Raw genomic sequence first — 23,781 nt, forward strand, 5'->3', positions numbered from 1 at the left:
GCCGCCGCCCGCTCCTCGTCGATCGTGGCCAGCTGGCGCTTCGCGTCGTCCGCGCGGCGCCCGGCGTCGGTGCGTCGTGTCACCGCCTGCTCGGCGGCGTCGTCGGCGGCCTTGGCCTCGGTGTCGGCGGTCCGTGCGCTGCTCAGCGCCTCGTCCGCGAGCGCCTGCAGGCGACCGGCCAGCGCGGCCTTCGCGTCCCGCGCGCCGGCCCGCAGCGGCTCCAGACCGGCGTCGGCCGCGTCGTATGCGGCCTGGGCCGCGTCGCGGGCGGTCCGTGCCTGGGCGATGTCGAGCACGAGGTCGACGGCCTCCCAGGCGTCGGCCTGCGCCGCCGCGGCGCGGGCCACGGCCGTCGTGCGCTCGACGGTCTCGCCCGCGCTGGCGAGGCGCGCCCTGGCGTCCTCCAAGAGTAGCTGCAGGCGGATGTCACTGATCTGGCCGTATTCGCGGCGGGCGGATTGGAGCGCCACGACCGCGGCCTGCGCCGACCTCTCCAGTTCCGTGAGCGAGCGTCGGTCGCGGTCGACCCGGTTGTCGAGCGCCGCCGCGTGCTCCCCGCCCGCGAGCCGTAACCGTACCGTGTGGCCACCGGCCTCCTCCGCGGCGCCCGCACGTGCTCCGACGATCTCGACCCGCGGCCCGATCCGCGCGCCGAACTCGGCCAGTGCCTCCAGACCTGGCCGCTGGACGGCGAGGGCGGCATACGGCGCGAGAGTGCTGGTGAAGTCGGCTAGCTCGCGGTCGTCGTTGAGCGCGGCGACGAAGAACCGGATGACGTTGTCCGGCGAGTCGAACGTGGCGAGCAGCTTCTCGGCGCCGGCCTCTGAGTCGTTCATCCGCATCTGGTAACCGAACAGCACCGGGTCGATGCTGGTGAGCCGTTCCAGCGTCTCGGTCCATTCCTGCTGGGTCTGCGTCATCGCCCACTGGGCGCGCGGCCGCGCCGACAGGGCGCTGGAGACCTGCCCGACGAAGGCCTCGAACGTCGTCCGCCGGCCATCGGTGACAAAGGGCAGGTCGTCGACGCCGTAGTCGCCGGGCCCTGTGCGGAACAGGTACCAGGCGCGGCGCATCTGCGTCGTCGACCGCTGTTTGTGGCCGGGCTGACGACGGCCGTCGCGCCACTCCATCACCGTGCCGGTCACGGTGCGGCTACGGCTGGTCGCGTCCTCCCACTCGCAGATCACATGCGACGTGTCGCCGGTCAGCACGTAGTCGCCGAGGTTCTTGCCGCCGACCTGGGCACGGGCGGCCGGTACGACGAGGCTGGACACCAGCGTGATCAGCGTCGACTTGCCACCGGTGTTCGTCAGCGACAACAGCACCCTTGATGCCGCCCCGTCGCGGGCGGTGAAGTCCAGGTCCAGCGGATCGAACCGAGCCCCGTCCGGGCCGACACCACGCAGATGCACACGGCGCAGCCGCAGCGGCGGGGTCGGCAGCGCCGCCGGCCCGGACGGCGCCTCCGGCTCGTCCCAGGAGAACCCGGCCTGCTCACCACGGGCGGAGCTCATCGCCTAGCCCAGCCCGTCGTCGTCGCCGTCGGGGTCCGCCTGCTCCGGGCCGCTCGCCGGGTCCAGCCGGTCGGGCTCCTGCTCGGCGAACCCGTTGACCAGGGCGTACAGGTCCGAATCCACGCACAGCTCGGCGACCGCGTGCCGGAAACGGGGACGACTCATCCACGTCCCGCCGTCGGTCTCGCCACGGGCCGTCAGATAGCCCGCCTCGGTGAGCACCCGGCACACCCGGGCGACCACGCCCTGACGGTCGCTCACCGACCTGCGCCGCGCGTTCGGGCGCGCGGCCGCGAGCGCCTGCCACCGGCGCCACATCTCGACACGGTCCTCGTCGAGCTCGCCGTCCTGGCCGTTGCGTTCCGCGTGCGCCTGCGCGGTCCGGTCGAGCGTGTCGACGACCGACTGGGCCGTGAAGACGGCGACCCGGTCGGGATCGCTCAGCATCGACGGCTCTGGATAGGCGGTGCGGGCGACCGCGAGCACCACCGCGCCGACTACGGCACGGTGATGGGGCGAGGCCCGCTTCACGACGTCGCCGACGGGGAGACGCAGCGGCGACGTGGCCTCCGCCGTGACGATCACACCGTCGGCGGCGGTCACGATCACCTGGAGGCCCGCGCCGGTGAACAGGGCGTCGGCCGCCTGCGCGAAGTCGGGATCCTGCAGGTAGCGGGTGACCACCCGGTGATAGTCGTCGTGCCGGGCGGGGCTTTCCCGCGGGCGTGCGGACCAGGCGAGGAGCCGGCCGAGGTCGAGGGCGTCAGCTGCGAGGGTCATCCAGCCAGCTCCGCTTCCAGGTTGTCAGGTTCCAGGTCGTCGGGATGGTCGGACGCTCCGTCCGACTGCCAGGGCAGGTCCGGCGTGGCCGCGCGCGCCGCGGCCGGCTGCGGAGCGTCGATGTCGGCGGTCACCGTCGCCGGGACGAGCAGCAGGTCAGCCGAGCGGATCTTGTTGGTGTCGAGGGCGTTCCCCGTGTCGACGGCGAGCAGGACGCGCTCCCCGTTGGCGCGCCCCGCCAACCGGGTCGTCCACGCGCGATGCGCCGCGTGCACGGTCGCCGCGGCGAGCACCGACGGGTCCAGCGGCTCGCCCTCGTCGTCCTGCGCCGCGGCCGCGATCTCGTCGACGCGGGCCAGCATCTGGGACAGCCGGATCGGTTCCTCGACCCCGTCGAGCATGGCGTCGACCGTGTCCTCATACGACTCCCACCAGGCCCGTTCCGCGGACTCGTCGAACTGCGGCTCCTCGATCTCGTCGCCCTGCCCTGGCTCGCGCGCCGCGGCGCACAGCTCGTCGACGAGCGTCGCGAGCGACGGCCACCAGCGCGCCGCGATCCCGCCCACCGTGGCCAGCAGCCGGGGAGCTATCGCCGCTGCCTGGTCGGTGGGGCGAAGGAGGTAAGGATCGAGCAGGTCGGACCCGATGTTCGCCAGGTGCGCGGCGCCGGCCGGCCGGGCGAACCGGTCGTCGAGGGCCTCCCGGAGCCGCCCACGCGCCCCGATCAGATGGCTGTGCAGTTCATTGTGCCGATGCCGGCACTCGCGGAGGATCTCCACGAGCTGGTTCGCGGAGGCAAGCCGGGCGGCGTCGGTGACGTCACCTCGCCGGTCGGCGACCGCGTCGAGCAGCTCCGTCTCCGCGGTGAGGCGCTCGGCCACATGTCGCAGCGCCGTGTCCAGGACGACCGGCACGTCGTCGGCCCAGTCATGCGCGTCGGGGTCGATGAGCGTGTCCGCGACGATCCGGCGGACCCGTTCCTGGAGCTGGATACTCCGATACCGGGCGTGGCGGGCGATCGCGACCGCGGACTCGATCGCACCACGGCCGATGAGGGCCCGCAGCTGCGCCTCGTTGGCGATCTGAGCCGCTTCGATGTCCAGGTCGAGCGCGTCGATGAAGATATTGATGGCCTGCTCGGAGGCCCGCAGGTGCTCCCCGCCCTCCGGGCTCGCCTGCGCGTAGAGCAGCCGGAAACGCTGCGCGAGCCAGGTCGCGCCGCCGGCCGCGTGGACGAGGTAGGGAACGGTCTCGACGTCGGTCGTCACCAGGGAGACGACGACCCGTTCCGCGACGACCCGCCACTGTTCGGGTGTGCCGTCGGGCACCTGGCGCGTCGCCTGCGCCACGGCGTACTCGACGGTCTCGTCCCAGGTCCGGCCCGCCGAGATGCCCATGGCGAGCGCGACCTGGTCGATGACGGCCAGCGCGACGGTGAACAGGTCGTAGCGGGACCAGAAATCCCCGTCCAAGCTCGACTTGGTGCGCTCGATGTCCGTCAGCACCTGAATCGGCGCCAGCGTACGCCGCCGCCGGGCGATGGAGACGTCATCGGTCGGGATCGCGATGTCCCACTCGATGGGCTCACTCGGAGGTACCCACCCGTCGGCCATCGAGCCCCCATCTCGACCGCGGCGATCCCGGCGAGCCACTTCCCGCGCCGACCGCCGCCATCCGGGCACGGCCGGCGGCCGTGCCTCAGCGAGGAGGCATTCCGTAGCGCGGGCTTGCCTTCTGATGCTGTCCACGCCTGTTCTCGGGCACCGGCTCACCCGCCGCGCACCGTCCAAGATTATCCGACAGGTCCGACATGGTTGGCCGCATTGACCCGAGGCCCATCTGCCGTGTCGCCGCGATGCCGCGTCCGAGTGCTAGATCATCGATCACGCGTAGGGTGGCCCGAGGAGCAGGCGCTTCTCACCCGCGACGTCGGCCGGGCGTGCTCGTTGATCTCCGTCGCGGCGTTGCTGGTAGTGTCGTCCGTGCGGGTCAGGCCGTGGGGTGGTTGTGCGCCGTGGGGCACTCTTGTGGCAGTCCGATGCCGGTCGCGTGGGAGGTTCGGCGATGAGCCTGGATGATCCCTTTGACCCGCCCCAGGACCCTGTCGAGCGGGCTGTCTACCTACGCGAGCGGGCGGCGCAGGCTCGCGTACGCGCCCAGGATCTCTTCAGGACGTTGACCAGGGAGACCTGGCAGTCGGATCCTGGGCTTCTGGTCCAGGTGAAGGCGATCCTCTCGGTGCCGCCGGAGCAGCGCCTGCGGATGCTGATGGCGGAACATGCGGTGTTTGCCAGTGCCCGGCTGGTTGTCGAGTGACGGCTGAGGAGTCGACAGCTTCGCTCCAGCTCGAACTGCCGAGGATGCTTGGCATGCTCGCCGAGCACCGTGTCCGTTACATCATTGTCGGTGGGGTGGGTGCGAGGCTGCAGGGAACGCCGTACGTCACTGGTGATCTGGACGTCGTTCCCGATCCCGATCCCGGGAACCTGGCTCGACTCGCGGCCGCGCTCAGCGGCGTCGCGACGCTGAAGAAGACCGCGAACTCGACTGAGTATGTGTCCCACCCCGAGGTGAGGCCAGAGGAGTTCTACGCGGAGTATTTCGCGATGTATAGAATTCGGTACGGTGCTATTGATGTGCTGATCGAGCTTCCGGGTGTCGGCCCCTTCGATGCGATCATGCGAAATGCTCGGCGCTATGACGTCGCCGAGTTCGGTGTTTCGATCTATGTCGCGAGCCTCGAGGACATCATCCGCTCCAAGGAGACGGCGGGTCGGTCGAAGGACTTCGCGGCACTCCCTGCCCTGTACGAGGCGGCGAACCATCTGGCGCAGCATCCCGACGACTACGCACTGAGCGTGGACGCCCTTGATATGCAGGCACCCCCAGAGGGCTTCGAGACCTGACGGTCGCGCACCTCGGGCATGCACGGTGTGAGCCCGTCGGAGACGAAGGCCAGACGACAGGGCTCCGCCTGGCGAGCCGGCTAACGCGTATCGTACCTACACCGGCCGGTTGCCAGGCGTCCGCTGGATGAACTCATTCCAGATCCTCAAACAGGAGAAGGCGCGGTTCGTGCTTTAAGGAAACAGTTCCGCCGCGATCCGTCATCTTCCGATAGGCCATGACCGCCTTGATTGGCTCACAGGGCTGCTCCTCCATGACGCCGTTAACCTGCTGCGGCCGCCGGCTGGCGGGTGTCTGGCGGCCCGCCGTCCGGCAGCCGGTGCGCTGGATCGAGCGGCGCCCGATTACCACGGATCAAGCGGGGTGGCCGCCGGGTTCGGGTCGTCGAACAATTCGGCGGGGCTCGGGACGCGGGTCGGCCGGGGGTGGGACACCGTCGTGCGGTTGAACAGGTGGCGCCAGGTCACGTTCTCCGAGACGCCACAGCCGCCCCAGGACCCGGTCGACACGACCGACGTGAACTCCATGCCGTTGCCGAAGCTGCCGGCGTTGCCCATGGTCGACTGGTTGACGAGCACGCGGCAGACCTTCGTGGCGCGGGCGAGCCGGTCGACCCTGGCCTCGGCCACCGGGCCGTCGCCGGTGTGCAGGGCGCAGCTGTGGCCGCGTCCGCTGTGCGCGAGGACGTCCTGGACGTCGCGGACGGCGCCGTCGAACGTGCGGTAGGGCGCGAGCGTGAGCACGGGTGCCAGCTTCTCGGTGAACAGCGGCCGGCCCGGCTCCACCGCCGGCATCGTGGCGACGAGTGTCGTGACCGCACGGCCGGTGGGGACGGGAATGCCGCACGCGCGCGCGATCTCGACCGCGCTCCGGCCGACCAGGAGACGATCCGGCCGGCCGTCCGGCCACAGGTGGCGCTCCAGCCGGACCGCCTCCTCGTCCGACAGCAGCAGCGCTCCGCCGGCGCGCAGCCGCTCCCGGAAGGCGCCCAGCGCCCGCGCGTCGACCAGTGCGTTGCTCTCGGAGGAGCAGGACGTCCCGTTGTTGAAGCAGGCACCCTTGTTGATCAGTTCGGCGGCGGTGTCCAGGTCGGCGTACTCGTCGACGACCGCGGTCGCGTTGCCGGGCCCGGAGGAGACGGCGGGTGTGCCGCTGGTGTAGACGCGCGTGACGGTCCCGGCCCCGCCGGTCGCCACCACGAAGTCGGCCGCGCGCATGAGTTCCCGGCTTCCGTTCCGGTCGGCGCCGACGACCAGCTGCACCAGGTCCTCCTCGGCGCCGACCTCGCGCAGCGCGTGCCGGACGGCCTCGACCATGCGAGCCAGGGGCTCGGCGGTCGCCGGATGGGGGGTGACGACGACGCTGTTGCGGGTCTTGAGCAGGGACAGCACGCCGGTCGCCAACGCCGTGCAGGGCGCGGTCGCCGGCGTGACCAGGGCGACCACCCCCAGCGGCTTGGCCCACGTCGCGGTGCGCCGTTCGTCGTCCCGCGCGATCACGCCGACCGTCCGCTGGCCGTGCAGGTCGCGCATCGTCCCCAGGACGCGCAGTCGGTGCAGTTCGACCAGGTCCTCGGTGGTCCCCATGCGGGTGCCGGCGACGACCAGCGCGCAGAGCGCCCGGACGAGGTCCTCGCGGTAGCACGCCCGTCCGACGGCGCGTACCACCTGGTCGACGCGTGCCTGATCCCAGTGGTCCGTGGACTCGCCCGCCGCCCGCGCGCGCCCCATCAGCGCGTCCAGCGCGGCTGGAGTGTGGACACCGTCGCCGAGGGGTGCCCGGTCGCGCAGGGCGACCCGGTTCGCGCCGGTCACCTGCTCGGTCACGCCAGCCACCACGGCCGCCCCAGCCCCAGCCCCGACCCCGGCCTCGGCCGGGGTCGGGGCGATTGCGGGGCCGTCGGTCTCGTGCCCGGACCTACCTGGTGGATCGACATCCCGCTCCTCGTGTTCCGTCCGCCTCGGCCCAGGTGTGGAAGGCGCGGCCCTCTTGCCTTAAGTTAGGCTTACCTTCCATATCTTCGGCATCTCACCACAGCGCGCGGCACGGAGCAATGGAGGGGACCCGACCGGCCCGCGCCCCCCGCGCGGTCGGTGACGACTGCCGGATAACCCGCACCAGCCAGTACTCACGTCAGGAAGGACGACAGATGGCGACCTGCCACCCGACGTCGCGTCAGGGGGCCGAACCGTGACCGCGGCGGTCGAGGCCGACGCGCTCGTGAAGACCTTCGGCGACATCCGGGCGCTCGACGGACTGTCCCTGCGGGTCGAGGCCGGCACGATCCTCGGGCTGCTCGGACCCAACGGGGCTGGCAAGACGACGGCCATCAACGTGCTGACCACGCTGCTGAGCCCGGACGCGGGGCGCGCCACGGTCGCCGGCCACGACGTGGTCGAACAGCCGGCGCTCGTCCGGGCGGCGATCGGCGTGACCGGCCAGTTCGCGGCCCTCGACAGCGGCCTGACCGCGCGCGAGAACCTCGTGCTGTTCGGCCGGCTGATGAAGCTCGGCCGGGCCGAGGCCCGTCGGCGGGCCGCCGAGCTGCTGGAGCGGTTCACGCTGACCGAGGCGGCCGACCAGCGCACCGGTACGCTGTCCGGCGGGACGCGCCGCCGCCTCGACCTGGCCGCGTCGATCACCCGCGAGCCGGCCGTGCTGTTCCTCGACGAGCCGACGACCGGGCTCGACCCGCGCAGCCGGCTCGCCCTGTGGGAGGCCGTCCGCGAGCTGCGCGCGAGCGGGATCACCATCCTGCTCACCACGCAGTACCTCGAGGAGGCGGACGAGCTCGCCGATCGCGTCACGATCATCGACCGGGGCCGCGTTGTCGCCGAGGGCACGGCCGAGGAGCTCAAGCGGCGCGTAGGCGGAGCCGTGTGCCACATCGCCGTCGCCGACGCGGCCGACCGCCAACTGGTCTCCGAGACGCTCGGGACCCTCGGCCCGGTGAGTGTCCTGCCCGACGGGGTGAGCCTGCCCGCGACCGGCCCCGAGACGCTGGTCGCCGTCGTCCGTGAGCTGGACGAGGCCCGCCACGCTGGCCTGCCCATCGCGCGGATCGACGACATCGGCCTGCGCCGCCCGACCCTGGACGACGTGTTCCTGGCGCTGACTGGGCACCCGGCCACCCCGGACGCTCAGGCCGACGGTGAGGCCGCGGCCTCCGACGAGGCCGGCCGGCCAGCGCGGCCGACCGCCGAGGTCGCCTCATGACCTCGACCATCCCGGCCGCCGTGGCGGGGACGCTGGCCGGGCCACCGCCACCGGGCGTGGCGGGCACACGGCCCCGGCCGGCGTTCGCCACCGACGTCGCGGTGCTCGCCGAGCGGCACCTGCGCCTGATGAGCCGCCGCCCCGCGTCGATCATCAGCGCCATCGTGCTGCCGCTCGTGTTCGCGCTGCTGTTCTTCACCGTATTCAGCCGGGTGATGCGGCGCGGCGGCCTCGACTACATCGACTACCTGCTGCCCGCCGTCGTCATCCAGGCGGTGTTCTTCACCGGGATGTCGAGCGCCATCCTCGCTGCCGAGGACGCGCTGGGCGGCACGCTGCGCCGGCTGAGGACCATGTCCGTCAGCCGGCCGGCGCCCGCGCTTGGGCTGCTCGCGGCCGAGCTGACCCGCTCGCTCCTCTCGCTCGGCGTGCTGCTGGCGATCGGCGCCGCGCTCGGCTTCCGGTTCCACGGCGGGCCGTGGAAGGCGCTCGGCTTCCCGGTCGTCATGCTGGCGTTCGCCGCCGCCCTGGTCACCTGCTTCATCGCGCTGGGGCTCGCGATCCGCCGGCTGGAGGCCGTGACCACCGCGACGAACCTGATCTACTTCCCGTTCATGCTGCTGTCCAGCGCGTTCACGCCGGCCGCCGCGTTCCCGTCGTGGCTGCGTCCGGTCGTCGAGCAGCAGCCCGTGAGCCGCGTCGCCGACGCGCTGCGGGCACTGACCGCGCACGACGCGGCGCTCGCCCGGCCGCTGCTCATCGCCGGAGCCTGGCTGCTCGGGCTGGGCGTGGTCGGCGTGCTGGGAGCGAGCCGGGCACTCGGGAGGGCCGCCGCGTGAGCCAGGTCGCGCTTCCTCGTCCCGCCCCGGTGGGGGACACCCTGGCCATGGCCGGACGCGCGCTGCGGCTGATGCTGCGTGACCCGGCGACGTTCGTGCTGGCCGTCTTCTTCCCGCTGATCCTTCTCCTGCTGATAACCGTGAGCTTCGCGAAGATCGTCTATCCGGGCGCCGGGTACGACGACTACGTAGATGTCAGCCTGCCGCTGTTCGTCCTCATGGGCATCGCGTTCGCCTCCCCGTTCACCGCCGCCGCTACCGTCACCGACCTACGCGACGGCTTCGACGCGAGGATTCGCACGATGCCCGTCTCGGCGCTGGCGCCACTGGCTGGACGGGTCCTCGCGGACACCGCGCGCAGCGCCATCACGATCGCCGTGGTCGTCGTGGTGGGCGTGCCGCTCGGTTTCCGGTTCACGGCGGGGCCGTGGGCGGCGATCGGCTTTCTCCTGCTGCCGCTCGTGTTCGGGCTCGGGCTCGGCTTCCTCGGGCTGCTGGTGGCGATGCGCGCCCGGGACTCCGAGACCGTCGTCGCCGTGCTCAACCCGCTCCTGCTCGTCTGCTCGTTCCTCTCCACCGGCATGGTGCAGCGGTCCGATCTGCCGGGCTGGGTGCAGCCGATCGCCCGGGTGAACCCGTTCTCCGTGGTCATCGAGGCGATGCGGGCCCTCGCGCATGGCGGCGCCACCACCCGCCCGGTGATCGAGGCGCTGGTCTGGTCCGGGGTCCTGATCGTCGGCTGCGGGGTGCTCGCCGTCCGCGGCTACCGGACCAGGAGTGACCGCCTCGCGGCCTGAGCCGAGGGCGGTCCCTTCCCGGGCCACCGGCGCCCGGCATGATCGCGGTTTGTGTCCTCTGGGGGTCGTGTCCGCGGACCTTCCGTGACCACCAGGCGGCGCAGACGGCGATCATGTCAACGGGCTGCCGGCTTCGTGCCTATTGGTACGAAGAAGAAGGCGGTGCGGCCCGGACGGAGGCGTCCGGGCCGCACCGCCTCGTCGTCAGGTCAGGCGGACACCGACTTGACGGCCGTCCTGATCAGGTCGGCCACGATGGTCGGCTGGGAGAACATCACCAGGTGTGACGAGTCCACCTCGACGGTGTCGGCCCCCGCGCGCCGGTATCCGAAGCGCTCGACCTCCGGATTGATGGCGTGGTCCGAGGTGGCCACGAGGCCCCACGCCGGCCTGGTTTGCCATGCGGCGGCGGGCGCCTTCTCGCCGAACGCCGCCGCGGACAACGGCCGCTGCGACACGGCGAGCACCGCGGTGACGGCCGGGTCGACGTCATGGGCGAAGACCGCCGGGAACTTCTCGACGTCGACCGAGAGATCGACGCCGCCCGGGAAGGGCGTGGCGACCAGAGCCTGGGCCAGGTCGGAGTCGGGGAAGCGGCCCTGGAGCTCGCCCAGGGCCTCGCCTTCCTCGAGGACGAAGCCGGCGAGATAGACCAGGGCCTTCACGTTGTCGGCGACACCGGCCGCGGTGGCCACCGCGCAGCCGTACGAGTGGCCGACGAGGACGACGGGGCCGTCGATGGCCGCGAGGACCGACCCGACGTACTCGGCGTCGCCGAGGAGCGAGCGGTTCGGCACGGCGGGTGCCACCACCCTGAGACCGTCGGCGAGCAGCTCGGGAACCACCCTGGCGAAGCTGGACGCGTCGGCGAACGCGCCGTGGACGAGGACGACGGTGGGCTGCGACATGCTCTTCGGCCTTCCTGACCGGAGTTGTGAGGCCCGAGTACATCACCGGGTAGTTGACGATTTGTGCATGACTGCCCTGCCGGACAACCGGAGGCCTGCTCGCCGCGGCGCGCGTCTCCCGCGCGGAGACCAGCGGGCCGGTCAGGGCCGGTGGCGGATCCACTATGTGTTCACTCGCCATCAAGAACATGGCCCTAAGGTGCCTGGAAACAAGTGGACGCGGCCGGGATCGGATCGCGGTCGTGAATTCGTCCTGCCAGGGCCCTGAATTCGCGGTCGAGAAGGACGACATTCCAGTGTGCGACGCGCGTGCGTTTATTTGTCGATGAGCTCCTGTGTCCACACTGCGATCATGGGTCGCGCGAAATGCCCAAGGGGGCAGCGATGTTCGAGCGACTGGGGCGGACGATGTTCCACCGCCGGTGGTGGGTGGTCGGCCTGGCGGTGGCCTTCTTCGCGTTCGGCGGCATCTGGGGTACGCAGGTCTTCGGCGCGTTGACCACCGAAGGGTTCGAGGACCCGGCCAGCGAGAGCTCCCGCGCCCTGGACCGTGCCGAGGCGACGCTGGGCCGGACCGGCAACGACGTGGTGGTGCTCTACACCAGCCCCAGCGCCACGGTCGACGACCCGGCGTTCAGGCGGGCCGTCACCGAGACGCTGGACGCGCTCCCGGACGACGTGGTGACCAGGACGATCACCTATTGGGGCACGAACAGCCCTGGCCTGGTCAGCCACGACCGGCACGCCACCTTCGCGGTGCTGACCATGGCCGGCGACGACGAGACGCAGCGCGGCGATGCGCTGGAGAAGATCGAGGACGAGCTCGTCGCGCCCGGCCTGCGGACCCAGGTAGGCGGTATCACCGCGGTCAGCCACGACATCGGCGAGCAGGTGGCGGCGGACATCGCCTTTGCCGAGACGATCTCCGTACCTGTACTGCTCGTGCTGCTGGTGCTTATCTTCGGCGGGGTGGCCGCGGCGAGCCTGCCGCTCGCGATCGGCGGTCTGGCGATCCTCGGGGCGTTCACCGCGTTGCGTGGGTTGAGCTACCTGACCGACGTCTCGGTCTTCTCGGTCAACCTGGTGACGATCCTCGGGCTGGGGCTGGCGATCGACTACGGCCTGTTCATGGTCGGGCGGTTCCGAGAGGAGATCGCCCGCGGGCTCGGCGTCGAGGACGCGGTCGCCCGCACGATGGCCACCGCCGGCCACACCGTCGCGGTCTCCGGCATCACCGTCGCGGTCTCGCTGGCCGGACTGCTGATCTTCCCGATGACCTTCCTGCGCTCGATGGGCTTCGGCGGCCTGTCCGCGGTCGTCGTGGCGATGCTGGCGGCACTCACCGTGCTGCCCGCCCTGCTCGGCATCCTCGGCCCCCGGGTTGAGGCTCTCTCCGTGCGGCGCCTGTTCCGCCGCCCGCCGCCGGCTCCCGCGCAGGTCGAGGTCGCGCACGGGTTCTGGTACCGCCTCGCGCACAGCATCATGCGCCGCCCGGTCGTGTACGCGGTCGGGGTGCTCGCGGTCCTGCTGCTGGCCGGTTCGCCGTTCCTGCGCGTCGAGTTCGGCGGTATCGACCCGAGGGTGCTCCCGGCGGGCACCGAGAGCCGCGTGGTCTCCGAAGCCGTCGACCGCGACTTCGTCCGGAACAGCCAGGTGCCGATCGAGGCGATCGTGACCTCGGCCGACCGGGCCGGTCTGGATCGCTACGTCGCCGCGGTCCGGGACGTCGACGGGGTGGCCTCGGCCGAGGTCACCGGCCAGTCCGGCGATGTCTCGCGGATCACGGTCTACTACCAGGGCGACCCCATCTCGGCGGAGGGGCGGGACCTCGTGAGCCGGATCCGCGCCGTACCGGCACCGCCTGGTGGCGAGGTGCTGGTGGGTGGCCTGACCGCGCGGCTGGCCGACCAGCTCGACCGTGTGGGCGATCTGCTGCCCTGGATGGCCCTGATCATCGTCGGCGCGACGTTCATCCTGCTTTTCCTCGCCTTCGGCTCGGTCGTACTGCCGATCAAGGCGATCGTGATGAACGTCCTGTCGCTCGGCGCCTCGTTCGGCGCGCTGGTCCTGATCTTCCAGGACGGCCACCTGTCCGGCCTGCTGAACTTCACCTCCACCGGGACGCTGGAGGCGACCCAGCCGATCCTGGTGCTCGCGATCGTGTTCGGGCTGTCGATGGACTACGAGGTCTTCCTGATGTCCCGGATCCGCGAGGAGTACGACCGGACCGGAGACAACACCATGGCGGTCGCGGTCGGGCTGCAGCGCAGCGGCCGGATCATCACCAGCGCCGCGCTGCTCATCCTGGTCGTGATCGGGCTGTTCTCGATCTCCGGAATCACGTTCATCAAGCTGATCGGAGTGGCGCTGATCATCGCGATCCTGGTGGACGCGACGATCGTCCGGGCGCTACTGGTCCCGGCCACGATGCGCCTGCTCGGGAACGCGAACTGGTGGGCGCCGGCGCCCCTGCGGCGCTTCTACGTCCGCCACGGCCTCCATGAAGCCGAGGACTCGCCCCCGCCGGCACCTCAGCTACGCCCCACACCAGCCAGCACGCAATCCGACTGAGCGGCCGTTGGCCAGGCCGGCACCGGCCGCGGGTCGGCGGTGGGCCTGACGTTCGTGGATGATTGTCGAGAGGTTGGTCCGTGGCGCCACGACTACGCCTGCAGATCATGGGTCCGCTGCGGATCTGGCGGGACGGCGTCGAGCTGGACGCGGGCCCCCGGCAGCAGCGGTGTGTGCTGGCGCTGCTGCTGGTTCGTGCGGGCCGGCCGGTCAGCACGAGCGACCTGGTCAGCCTGATCTGGGAGACCGCGCCGCCGGTCAGCGCCGTGAACGTCATCCACAAATACGTCGGTGCACTGCGGCGGCTGCTCGAGCCCGACCTTCCGCCGCGGGCAGCCGGCGTTTACCTGCTGCGGCACAGCACCGGCTACCGCTTCGTGGCCAATCCCGAGATGCTCGACCTGGCCCTGTTCCGTCGGCGCGTCGCCGCGGCGAAGATGAGCGTGGCCGAGGGCCGCCCGCGGGAGGCGCTCGACCGCTATGTCGACGCGCTGGGGCTCTGCCACGGATCCACCGGCGATGCTCTGGCCGACAGCGCGGCGGTCTCGGCAAGCTTGGCGGGCGTGGACGGCGAGTTCTTCGACGCGGCCGTCGCGGCCACGGACCTCGCCGTGCGGGCGAACCGCTCGGTGGAGGTCCTCGCCGCGTTGCGGTTGGCGGTGGAGATGGGCCGGTTCCACGAGCCGGTGCATGCCAGCCTCGTGACGGCGCTGGCCGCGGCTGGGCACCAGGCCGAGGCGCTGGCGGCGTACCGGACGATCCGCGACCGGCTCGCCGAGGATCTGGGCATCGACCCGGGGCGTGGGCTGCGCGAGGCCCAGCAGCGGGTGCTGACCCAGGCGGTGGTGCCGCCCACACCGCGACGGGAACACGCCGAGCCCGTGATGCCGACCGCGGTGCCCCGGCTGGTTCCCCCGATACGCCCGGCGCAGCTGCCGTCGGATCAACCCCTGTTCGTCGGGCGCAAGGCCGAGCTGGTCATCCTGCGCGACCTGGTCACCGGTATGCGCGGCGTCGATCGCACCAGTCCGCTGGTGATCGCGGTGGACGGCATGGGCGGCGTGGGCAAGTCGACGGTCGTCACGCATTTCGCGCACCTGGCCGCCGGCGAGTTCGGCGACGGCCAGCTCTACCTCGACCTCCAAGGACACGAGGGTGAGGACGGCGGCGTCGCCGCCGGCGACGCCCTGCGCTCCCTGCTGTACGCGCTGGGTGTCCGCGCGTCGGACGTCCCGGACACGTTCGACGCGCTGATCGGCACGTATCGCAGCCTGACCGCCGGAAAGCGGTTCCTGGTGCTGCTGGACAACGTGCGTGACGCGTCGCAGGTGCGCCCGTTGCTGCCGAACTCCGCCGACAGCCTGGTGCTGATCACCAGCCGGCGCCCCTTGCTCGGCCTGGCCGCGTCCGACGGCGCGCGGCTGCTGCGGGCCCATCCTCCCCAGCTGCCGGAGGCCCGGGAACTGCTCCGGACCCGGCTCGCCGCGATGCGGAGCCGGACGTTCGCCGTCGGGGCGGACACCGGCACCCTGGACGAGATCATCGAGTCGTGTGGCCGGCTGCCGCTGGCGCTGGCCGTCCTGGGCGCCCGGCTCGGCGCGCGCCCACAACTGTCGCTGGAGTCGGTCGCCGCCGAGCTGCGGGACGGCGCCCGCCGGCTCGAGGCGTTCCCGGGCGGTCGCGGAGTCATCGATCCCCGGACCGCGTTCTCCTGGTCGTACCGGCAGCTCACCCCCGAGGCGGCCCGGCTGTTCAGGCTGCTGTCGGTGGCGCTTACCCCGGGTATCACGGTCGAGGCGTGCGTCAGCCTCTCCGGCCGGGATCTCCGGTGCGCCCGCGCCGCCCTGGAGGAGCTGACCGAGGCGGCGCTGCTGACCGAGGACGCCACCGGGCACTTCACCTCGCACGTCCTCGTCAAGGCGTACGCGCAGGAGCTCCTGCTGGCCGCCGAGCCGCCAGCCGAACGGCGGGCGGCGCTCACCCGGCTGCTGCAGCACTACCTGCACAGCAGCTCCAACGCGGAGCTCCTGCTCGAACCGCACCGGACCCCGATCGTGCCCCCGCCGGCCCTGCCCAGCGTCGTTGCCGAGCGGCCGGCCTCGTATCAGGAGGCGCTCGACTGGTTCGCCCGCCATCGTGACGTGCTGAAGGAGGCCGTCCGGGTCGCGGCCGAGGCCGGCTACGGCATCGTCCCGTGGCACCTCGCCGTCACCATGCAGTGGTACCTGGAGTGGTACGGGTTCTTCCAGGGCTGGGAGGACGTCATGCGGCTCGCTCTGCGCGCCGCGCGCGAGCAGGGGGACGTGATCGGCGAGGCGCACGTGCTGCGCTCGCTGGCTGGTGCGCGGTGGTACTTCGGCGCGAACGAGGAGGCCCTCGACCTGCTACGGGCGTCCCTGGCCGCCTTCGCCGCGCACGACATGCTCCCGGAACAGGCGATGGTGCAGCTGAACCTGTGCTCGGTCCACACCGCGCTGGGCCGCCACGATCTGGCGCTCGCCCACATCGAGAAGGCCGTGGCGCTGAGCCGCGGCGCCGGCCACAGACGGGCGGAGATCCGCAGCCTCGACTACCACGGGCGGTCGCTGAGCCGCCTCGGGCGGCACGAGGAGGCGGTCCAGGTGTTACAGGAGGCCCTCGACCTCGACGCCAAGATGGAGGAGCACCAGCAGGAGGAAGGTTCCATCCGGGTGGCCGTCGCGCAGAACCTCGCGACGATGGGCCGGCTCGACGAGGCCGTGGACCAGCTCAAGCTGGCGTTCGCGATCGCGGCCAGGCTGAGCCCGGGGCCGGGCCGTGCGACCGCCGCGGCCCCACAGACCGCCATACCTCGGATTTATCCGATGGATTTCGAAGCCATCCGGAGCCTGACGGAGCTGCTGATCTCGGTCGGTGACGTGAGTGGCGCGCTCGAGGCGTTCGGGCGGGCCCGCGAGGTGCTGGAGTCCCTCCAGGACGGCGGACCCGACCGCATGCGGGCCGGCCTGCGGGCTCTGGCGGAAAAGCTGACCCAGCTCGACCCCAGCGTGCCGTGACCTGACCTCACGCCTGGGCCGTGCGGATCGGTCCGGAAACCCGGCGGGTGAACTCGAGCAGCACGTGGGCGAAGCGCTCCGCCTCCTCCAGGTGGGCGAGATGGCCGCTCTCCGGGAACGTCACCAGGCGGGACTCCGGTATGCCCCAGCGCAGCGCCTCCGCCGCGTCCGGCCAGAAGACGTCGTGCGCCCCGGCGGTGACCAGCGTGGGCGCGGTGATCGAGGGCAGACCGTCCCGCACGTCGAAATCCGACTGGGCCCGGGGCCAGCAGCGCACCCGGTCGCGCAGATGCCGGAACTCCGCCTCGCGGCGCCGGTAGTCGGCGAAGTACGCCGGGAAGATCTCCCGCAGCCGCTCGGTTGCCTCGTCCGCGCTGGTGCCCGGCGTCCGGTCCCAGGCGGCGAGTATTCCTGGGGCCGGGTTCTCGGCCGCGTGGCGCCGCAGCAGCTCCCGGGTCGACGCCGACGTGCGCGCGTCGGCGACCGGGCTCGTCGAGTAGAGGATGAGGCCGGCTACCCGCCCCGGATGGCGCAGCGCGTAGTTCTGGGCGACGAATCCGCCGTGCCCGTGCCCGAGCACGAAGACCGGATCACCGCCGAAGGTCCTGACCACGGCGTCCAGGTGCGCCACGTAGGTCGCGACGTCGTAGCCCGCCTCCGTGGTGAGGAAGCCAGACTCGCCGGTTCCGGCCGGCTCGAGATATGCCATGGTCAGCCCGCGTTCGGCGAGTGGAATCTGGAGGTATTCCCAATGCATTCCCGGGCCGCCCGGATGTACCACGCACAGCGGGCCACGACCGCGCACGTGGCACACCAGTGACAGCCCGTCCACCTGGACCTGCCGGGTTCTCTCCGGAATTACCACGGCAAACTCCTCGACACCGAAACCGCAAATTCTCCTCGCGGTCATGGTGCCGGTGGTGAGTGTAGTTTCAGTGACCGGTCGTCGGCTGGTGGTCAGTCGCGCCCGAGCACCGCGTGCACCGAGGAGACCGCGTTCGCGCACTCACCGACCGCGGTGACCACCCGTTCGTCGAGCCCGAGCGAAGCTCGCCGACCGCGAACACCCGGGACGCGCTCGTCTGGAGGGGCAGCGGCGTACCGGACGGTCCGGCGGGCAGCCAGGACCGGGCGAGCGCGGGCGAGGCCGCGCCGGACGGACCCGCGCCGGACGGACCCACGCCGGCAGGGTACCGATCACCGCACCACCCGACGCCCGGTGGGGCCTTCTCCGATTCCCGGACGAACCATCGCCGGATTTGTCGCCGGATATAGGGTTCCGGCGTGCCCCTGGGTCGATCTTCGGGCGGGACGAGGAACGGTCCCGCCTTGTGGCGCTGCTCGGCGACCCGGTCAGCCCGGTGCCGGCGTCGACTGACACGACATAGGTCATCTGACGGATCAGCGGGCACCGACTCTCCGGCGACGCTGCGCGCATCGCCTTTGCGGAGGAGTTCGTCGTGAGTACCAGTGGACAGCCGCGTCTTCGTATTCTCGGTCCGTTGCGGATCTGGCGGGCCGGCGCCGAGCTGGACGCCGGGCCCCGGCAGCAGGCATACCTGCTCGCCATGCTTCTCGTCCGTGCGGGGCGGCCGACCAGCACCAGCGAGCTGATCGACCTGATCTGGGACGACGACGTCCCGCCCTCGGCCGTCAACATTCTCCAGAAGTACGTCGGCGCGCTGCGGCGCCTGCTGGAGCCCGAGCTGCCCGCCCGTGGAACCGGGTCGTACCTGCAGCGCCGCGGTGGCGGCTACCTTTTCGCGGCCGGCCCCGACATGCTGGACGTCGTCGCGTTCCGGGAACTCGTCGAGACGGCGAGGACATGCCTCGCCGAGCGGCGTCTCGGCGAGGCGCTCGACAGCTACGCGGAGGCGCTCGGCCTCTGGCACGGCCCCGCGGGCGACGGGCTGGCCCTCGGACCGAGGGCGATGCCCGTCTTCGCCGCGCTGAACGACGAGTTCTTCGACGCCTGTGCGGCGGCGGCCGAACTCGCGGCGACGCGGAGCCAGCCCGAGCGCGTGCTGGCGCCCCTGCGCCTGGCCGCGGGGATGGCGCCGTTGCACGAGACCGTACAGGCGAGTCTCGTCTTCTCCCTGGCCGCCGCCGGTCAGCAGGCGGAGGCGCTGGCTGTGTTCGAGAAGGTGCGAGCCCAGCTCGCCGACGAGCTTGGCATCGATCCCGGACCGGCGCTGCGGGCCGCCCACCTGCGGGTCCTGGGGCAGCCAACGACGTCGGCGGGTCCCCACGGCGCGGACGTCGGCGGGTCGGCGGGGACGGCGGGCGGATCCCTGTCCGCGCAGCCACCGACGCCCGCGCGACCAGCGACCGAGCCGCCCAGGCCTGTCGGCCGCGCCGAGGAAGCACCCGCCGAGGAGGCACCCGCCGAACGGCCGTGGACGACCGCCCTCGGGACGCCGCACGTCGACGGCCTGATCGGTCGCGTCGAGGAGTTCGGGGTGCTGCGGCACGCGGTGGCCTCGGCGTTCGCCGGCGGCGCGGCGCTCGTGCTCGTCGAGGGCGAGCCGGGGGCGGGCAAGACCCGTCTGCTGGAGGAGGCCGGCGCCCACGCGGACTGGCTCGGCGCGCTTGTCGTGTGGGGCCGCTGCCTCGAGGGCGACGGGACGCCGGCGATGTGGCCATGGGTGCAGGCGGTCGGCGTGGTCCTCGACGGCCTGCCCGCCGCGGCGCGCCAGGGGTGGCACGCCGGCGAGCTCGGCCGTCTCGTGGAGCCCCGAGGCGTCGTCGCCGCGCCGGTACTGCCGGACAGCGGCGCCCAGTTCCGGCTGTTCGAGCGGGCCGTCGCCCTAGTAGGCGAGGTCTCGGCGCGCCGGCCGGTGGTGCTCGTCGTTGACGACCTCCAGTGGGCCGACGTCGCCTCGCTGCAGATGTTCAGCCACCTGGCGGCGCGGCTGCCAGGTGGCACCGTGATCGTCGGCGCGCTCCGCGACCGGGTGCCCGCGCCCGGCTCGGAGCTGGCGCGGATGCTCGCCACGGCGAGCCGGTTGCCCCGTCACCGCCGGATCCGGCTCGGTCCGCTCGACCAGGCGGAGGTGGCGGAGCTGGTCCATCGCGAGACCGGGCAGGTCCCCGGCCCCGCCGTCGCCCGCAGCATCCACGCCCGCACCGCCGGCAACCCCTTCTTCGTCCGGGAGCTGTCCCGACTCCTCGCCGACGGCGGGGAGCTCAACGAGGACGCGGCGGCACGAGCCGGCGTGCCGTCCACCGTCCGGGACGTCGTTCGCGGCCGGATGACCGGCCTGGACGACGACGCCAGCGGCCTGGCGCAGATCGCCGCGCTGATCGGCCGGGACGTCGACCTCGGCCTGCTCGCGAGCGCGGCCGACCTCGAGGTCCAGGCCTGCATCGACCGTCTCGAGCCTCTGGAGGCGCTCGGCCTGCTCGAGCCCCAGCCCGGGGACCCGTTCTCGTTCCGCTTCGCGCACGACCTGGTCCGCGAGTCGGTCGTCAGCACGACGCCGCCGGCGCGCGCGGCCCGGCTGCACCTGCGGGTCGCGGACGCGCTGGAGCGCTCCGGCGCGGACGGCGAGTCCATCGCCGAACGCCTCGCCCACCATCTGTGGGCCGCGGGGCCGCTCGCGGACCCGGCCAGGACCGCCGGCGCGCTGGAACGCGCCGGGCGCCGCGCCGCGGCCAAGTCCGCGTTCGACGCCGCCGCGCGGCAGCTGGTGTCGGCCGCGCAGGTGGCGCGGAAGGCGAGCCTGGCGGAGCTGGAGCTGTCCGCGTTGTCGCAGCTCACCGCGGTGATCGGGATGCGGTCCGGCTACGTCGGCTCCGCGGCCGACCTGCTGGAGCGCGCCGAGCACCTGGCGCGTGGCCTCGGCCGGGAACGGGAGGCCGCCGACTTCCTCTTCTCCCGCTGGGCGGCGTACTCCCAGGGCATCCAGCTCGACCGCGCCGGCCGGCTCGCGCGCCGGTTGCTCGAGGAGGGCGAGCCATCCCCCGACCAGGTCGTGCGCACGTATGGCCTGCACGCCTGGGGCATCCATCAGTGGGACGTCGGCAACATCGGCGAGGCGTTCCGGTACCTGAGCCAGTCCAACTCGATCATGTTCGATGGCCTGGCCCAGCGCGAGGATGATCCGCTCCGGCATGACCTGCAGTTGCTCTCACCCGTGATGCTGGCGCTGAACACGGCGTTGCACGGTGACGTCGACGCGGCGCGGGCGCTGCTCGACACGCTGGAGGCCGCCGCGGGCGACGACTCCTATGCGGTCACGGTCTGGGCCGCCTTCGCCGTCACGGTGGCGGCGCTGGCCGGCGACCCGGCGTGGGCGCTGCGCGCGGCGGAACGGGGGATCGCGGTGGACCCGGAGTTCTCCTTCGTCTTCCTCGGCAGCTACCAGCGGCTGGCCCGGTGCTGGGCGCGGGCCGTGACCGGCGAGGACCCGGCCGGCGCCGCGGCCGAGGCCGAGAGGCTCATCGCCGTGGCCCTGCTCGACCCGCCGCGCTCGGGCCTGGCCACCTGGTACGGACTGCTCGCCGAGATGTGGCTGGCCGCCGGGATGCTGATCGAGGCCGCCGCCGCCCTCGACCGGGCCGGCTCGTTCCTCGACACCTACGGCCAGCGATACCCCGAGGGCCATGTGCTCCTGATGCGGGCGCGGCTGCTGCAGGCACGCGGCGAGCCCGCCGCCGTCATCCGGGCCGTGGCCGAGCGGGCTCGCGCCCTGTCCATCAAGCGCGAGGCCCACCTGTTCGCCCGCCGCGCCGAGGAACTGCTGACCGGGCTGGCGTAGACGCCAGCGCTCTCCTTGCGCCGCTCAGGTGGAACCCAGCGTGGGACGCTTGGAGAAAGCCCAGATGTGGAACCCAAGGCCGATGCCCCAGGCCACTATCGAGTACAGGGGCCAGAAGAAGACATCCGAGGTGAGGGTCGCCCACAGCACTACCTGGGCGACATTGGCCAGAACGTACCAGAAGATATGGGACCAGAGGCCCCACTTCCAGGCGGCTTCGCTTTTTGCTGATTCCATGCCCACAGGCTAGGCCGACGCACTTGATGGGCAGTGGATTTTCTGTTGATCCGCCGACGGCACGGGCCCCGGTTTTGTCCAGTGCACGTCAAGCACCCGATTCTACGCTGGCCCCTGGATGGTGACTGACAACAACTGATGCTGAAGGGCCTACATTGATGACGACAACTCGCCGAACGGTGCTCGCCGGATCCGCCGCGGTCGCGGCCGCCACCGTGGTCGGGGCGCCCGCCGCGCAGGCGCTCGCCCGGCCCGACGGCAGGCAGAAACCCACCGTGGTACTCGTGCACGGCGCGTTCGCCGACGCCTCCGGCTGGAACGACGTCGCCACCCGGCTCATCCGCGACGGCTACCCGGTCATCGCCCCACCGAACCCGCTGCGCGGCGTGGCCGCCGACTCCGCCTACCTGGCCAGCATCCTCGCCACCCTCGGCGGCCCGCTCGTCCTGGCCGCGCACTCCTACGGCGGCATCGTCGTCACGAACGCCGCGACCGGCAATGCCAACGTGAAAGCCCTGGTCTACGTCGCCGCGTTCGTACCCGACCAGGGCGAGACGCTCCTGGGCCTGCAGACGAAATACCCGGGAAGCAAACTCGACGAGACGGCGCTGGACATCCGCCCCTACGCCGACGGCGTCGACGGATACATCAAGAAGGAGGCCTTCCACGACGTGTTCGCCGGAGACCTGCCAAGGACGACCACCAACCTGATGTGGGCCGGCCAGCGCCCCAGCGACGTACGCACCCTGCAGGAACCGTCCGGCCCCCCGGCCTGGAAGACCATTCCTACCTCGTACCTCGTCGCCCGCAACGACAACGTGCTACCCGCCGCGGCGCAACGGTTCATGGCACAGCGAGCCGGCGCCCACACCGTCGAAGCCGCCACCTCACACGTCGCGATGATCGCCAAACCCGCCGCGGCGGCCGACCTCATCAAACACGCCGCAGGCTGACGAAGCCGCAGAGGGGCAGGACGGACGCGACGATCGCCCGGGCGCACGCGCCGGCGCCGGGCTCCGTCCCGAACCAGCCCGGGCGTCATTCGACCGATTTCCGTCGAGGATGGACGATGCATCAGCGTGCATATGAAGGCCAGTGCGCCGCCGAGGAGAAGCGGCACACCTCCACCAGGGCGCCGGCCCGCAATCCGAAGATGACGTTGGTCGCGTTGGCACTGGGCGGTTTCGGGTCGAGATCGAGCATGTCGACGACGAGCCTGGTAGGCGGGAATCGCACGATCGCGGCGGGCCGCGGAAGCGCCGGGCCAGCCCGTGATCCGGCCGCGGCGTATCTGAGAATGTCACCATGGATTCTGCGGTGATCCTGGCCAGTCTGCCTTTCGCTCTCGGCATCGTCATGCTCGGCTTGGGCCTCGGCCTGACCGTGGACGACTTCCGCCGGGTGGGTCGGCATCCGAAGGCGGTCGGGGTCGCGCTGCTCTGCCAGGTCGTGCTGCTGCCGGCGATCTGCTTCGGCCTGGCGCTCGCCTTCCGGCTCCCGCCGGAGCTGGCGGTCGGGCTGATACTGGTCGCGGCGTCGCCGGGTGGCCCAACAGCCAACCTGTACAGCCACCTGTTTGGCGGGAACGTCGCGCTGAACATCACGCTCACCGCGACCAACTCGGTGCTGGTGGTGGTCACCCTGCCGATCGTGGTGAACCTCTCGGCAGAGTACTTCCTGGCCGACGAAGCCGCGATCGGGCTGCGGTTCGACAAGATGCTGCAGGTCTTCACGATCGTGCTCGTGCCGGTCGCCATCGGGATGCTCGTGCGCGCGCGGGCGCCAAAGATGGCGCAGCGGCTCAACCGCCCCGTCCAGGTGCTGTCAGTCGTGGTCCTCGTCGGCGTCATCTTCGCCGTGCTGTTCGGGCAACGGGAGAACCTCGCCGACTACTTCCTTTCGGTCGGGTTGGCCGTGCTGGTCTTCAACATCGTGAGCCTGCTGATCGGCTACGGCGTGCCGCGCCTGGCCGACGTCGACCACCGCGCGGCCATCGCGGCCGGGTTCGAGGTCGGCATCCACAACACCGCACTCGCCCTCACGGTCGCGCTGAGCCCAGCGCTGTTGAACAGTGCCGAGATGGCCATTCCGAGTGTGGTGTACGGCATTGTCATGTTCTTCACGGCGGCCGGGTTCGGCTGGTTGATCACCCGTCGAGTTCAGCCGGGCCCCGTCCCGCTAACCATCCCTGGTGATGCTCGGGGCGGCTTCAAGTGA

17 protein-coding genes are annotated in these 23,781 nt (G+C 71.8%); 10 read left to right on the forward strand and 7 right to left on the reverse strand.

Going from position 1 to position 23,781, the window contains the following annotated elements:
- From BCD48_RS26590 to BCD48_RS26600, 3 genes are all read right to left on the reverse strand, one after another.
- A partial coding sequence (locus BCD48_RS26590; RefSeq protein WP_131804110.1) for a hypothetical protein occupies window positions 1–1,514 on the reverse strand: 1,514 nt, incomplete at its 3' end.
- Between the two features lie 3 nt (window positions 1,515–1,517).
- Window positions 1,518–2,294, reverse strand: coding sequence for a hypothetical protein (locus BCD48_RS26595; RefSeq protein WP_071051116.1), 777 nt, complete (start codon window positions 2,292–2,294; stop codon window positions 1,518–1,520).
- Complete coding sequence (locus BCD48_RS26600) at window positions 2,291–3,907, reverse strand: hypothetical protein (RefSeq protein ID WP_071051117.1); 1,617 nt, start codon at window positions 3,905–3,907, stop codon at window positions 2,291–2,293. The genes BCD48_RS26595 and BCD48_RS26600 overlap by 4 nt, the downstream gene beginning before the upstream one ends.
- 451 nt (window positions 3,908–4,358) lie before the next feature.
- Between BCD48_RS26600 and BCD48_RS26605 the strand changes: the two genes are divergently transcribed.
- Both BCD48_RS26605 and BCD48_RS26610 read left to right on the forward strand, forming a co-directional pair.
- Window positions 4,359–4,610, forward strand: coding sequence for a hypothetical protein (locus BCD48_RS26605; protein WP_198543397.1), 252 nt, complete (start codon window positions 4,359–4,361; stop codon window positions 4,608–4,610).
- Window positions 4,607–5,200: a hypothetical protein gene (locus BCD48_RS26610; RefSeq protein WP_241842004.1), complete on the forward strand. Its 594-nt coding sequence runs from the start codon at window positions 4,607–4,609 to the stop codon at window positions 5,198–5,200. Before BCD48_RS26605 ends, BCD48_RS26610 begins: the two co-directional genes overlap by 4 nt.
- Before the next feature lie 345 nt (window positions 5,201–5,545).
- Here BCD48_RS26610 and BCD48_RS26620 read toward each other — a convergent pair whose 3' ends face one another.
- Window positions 5,546–7,027, reverse strand: coding sequence for an aldehyde dehydrogenase family protein (locus tag BCD48_RS26620; RefSeq protein WP_071051120.1), 1,482 nt, complete (start codon window positions 7,025–7,027; stop codon window positions 5,546–5,548).
- A 364-nt stretch (window positions 7,028–7,391) separates the two neighbouring features.
- Between BCD48_RS26620 and BCD48_RS26625 the strand changes: the two genes are divergently transcribed.
- Genes BCD48_RS26625 through BCD48_RS26635 form a run of 3 tightly spaced genes read left to right on the forward strand, consistent with a single transcriptional unit; the run spans window position 7,392 to window position 10,053 of the window.
- The gene (locus tag BCD48_RS26625; RefSeq protein WP_071051121.1) at window positions 7,392–8,417 is read left to right on the forward strand and encodes an ATP-binding cassette domain-containing protein; all 1,026 of its coding nucleotides are present in this window, start codon (window positions 7,392–7,394) and stop codon (window positions 8,415–8,417) included.
- Entirely contained in the window at window positions 8,414–9,256 is an 843-nt protein-coding gene (locus BCD48_RS26630; RefSeq protein WP_071051122.1) for an ABC transporter permease, read from the forward strand. The genes BCD48_RS26625 and BCD48_RS26630 overlap by 4 nt, the downstream gene beginning before the upstream one ends.
- Window positions 9,253–10,053: an ABC transporter permease gene (locus tag BCD48_RS26635; protein ID WP_083419236.1), complete on the forward strand. Its 801-nt coding sequence runs from the start codon at window positions 9,253–9,255 to the stop codon at window positions 10,051–10,053. Before BCD48_RS26630 ends, BCD48_RS26635 begins: the two co-directional genes overlap by 4 nt.
- A gap of 209 nt (window positions 10,054–10,262) precedes the next feature.
- Here BCD48_RS26635 and BCD48_RS26640 read toward each other — a convergent pair whose 3' ends face one another.
- A complete protein-coding gene (locus tag BCD48_RS26640; protein ID WP_071051123.1) occupies window positions 10,263–10,961 on the reverse strand; it encodes an alpha/beta fold hydrolase in 699 nt (232 codons plus the stop codon).
- A 384-nt stretch (window positions 10,962–11,345) separates the two neighbouring features.
- On the opposite strand from BCD48_RS26640, the gene BCD48_RS26645 reads away from it, so the two are divergent.
- Both BCD48_RS26645 and BCD48_RS26650 read left to right on the forward strand, forming a co-directional pair.
- Window positions 11,346–13,532 carry an MMPL family transporter gene (locus BCD48_RS26645; protein ID WP_071051124.1) on the forward strand — a complete coding sequence of 729 codons (2,187 nt, stop codon included), beginning with the start codon at window positions 11,346–11,348 and terminating at the stop codon, window positions 13,530–13,532.
- An 80-nt stretch (window positions 13,533–13,612) separates the two neighbouring features.
- The gene (locus BCD48_RS26650) at window positions 13,613–16,567 is read left to right on the forward strand and encodes an AfsR/SARP family transcriptional regulator (protein ID WP_198543398.1); all 2,955 of its coding nucleotides are present in this window, start codon (window positions 13,613–13,615) and stop codon (window positions 16,565–16,567) included.
- A gap of 7 nt (window positions 16,568–16,574) precedes the next feature.
- Here BCD48_RS26650 and BCD48_RS26655 read toward each other — a convergent pair whose 3' ends face one another.
- A complete protein-coding gene (locus BCD48_RS26655) occupies window positions 16,575–17,432 on the reverse strand; it encodes an alpha/beta fold hydrolase (RefSeq protein ID WP_157910567.1) in 858 nt (285 codons plus the stop codon).
- 595 nt (window positions 17,433–18,027) lie between these two features.
- Between BCD48_RS26655 and BCD48_RS26660 the strand changes: the two genes are divergently transcribed.
- Entirely contained in the window at window positions 18,028–21,327 is a 3,300-nt protein-coding gene (locus BCD48_RS26660; RefSeq protein ID WP_071051126.1) for an ATP-binding protein, read from the forward strand.
- A 24-nt stretch (window positions 21,328–21,351) separates the two neighbouring features.
- Here the strand turns inward: BCD48_RS26660 and BCD48_RS26665 are convergent, their stop codons facing one another.
- Window positions 21,352–21,564 (reverse strand): 2TM domain-containing protein, encoded by a 213-nt coding sequence (locus BCD48_RS26665; protein WP_071051201.1) that lies wholly within the window; start codon window positions 21,562–21,564, stop codon window positions 21,352–21,354.
- Between the two features lie 158 nt (window positions 21,565–21,722).
- On the opposite strand from BCD48_RS26665, the gene BCD48_RS26670 reads away from it, so the two are divergent.
- Together BCD48_RS26670 and BCD48_RS26675 are read left to right on the forward strand one after the other, a co-directional pair.
- Window positions 21,723–22,517, forward strand: coding sequence for an alpha/beta fold hydrolase (locus tag BCD48_RS26670; RefSeq protein ID WP_071051127.1), 795 nt, complete (start codon window positions 21,723–21,725; stop codon window positions 22,515–22,517).
- Window positions 22,518–22,869: 352 nt separating this feature from the next.
- Window positions 22,870–23,781 carry a bile acid:sodium symporter family protein gene (locus BCD48_RS26675; protein WP_071051128.1) on the forward strand — a complete coding sequence of 304 codons (912 nt, stop codon included), beginning with the start codon at window positions 22,870–22,872 and terminating at the stop codon, window positions 23,779–23,781.

This window comes from Pseudofrankia coriaricola (genome assembly GCF_001854805.1).
Lineage (GTDB): Bacteria > Actinomycetota > Actinomycetes > Frankiales > Frankiaceae > Pseudofrankia.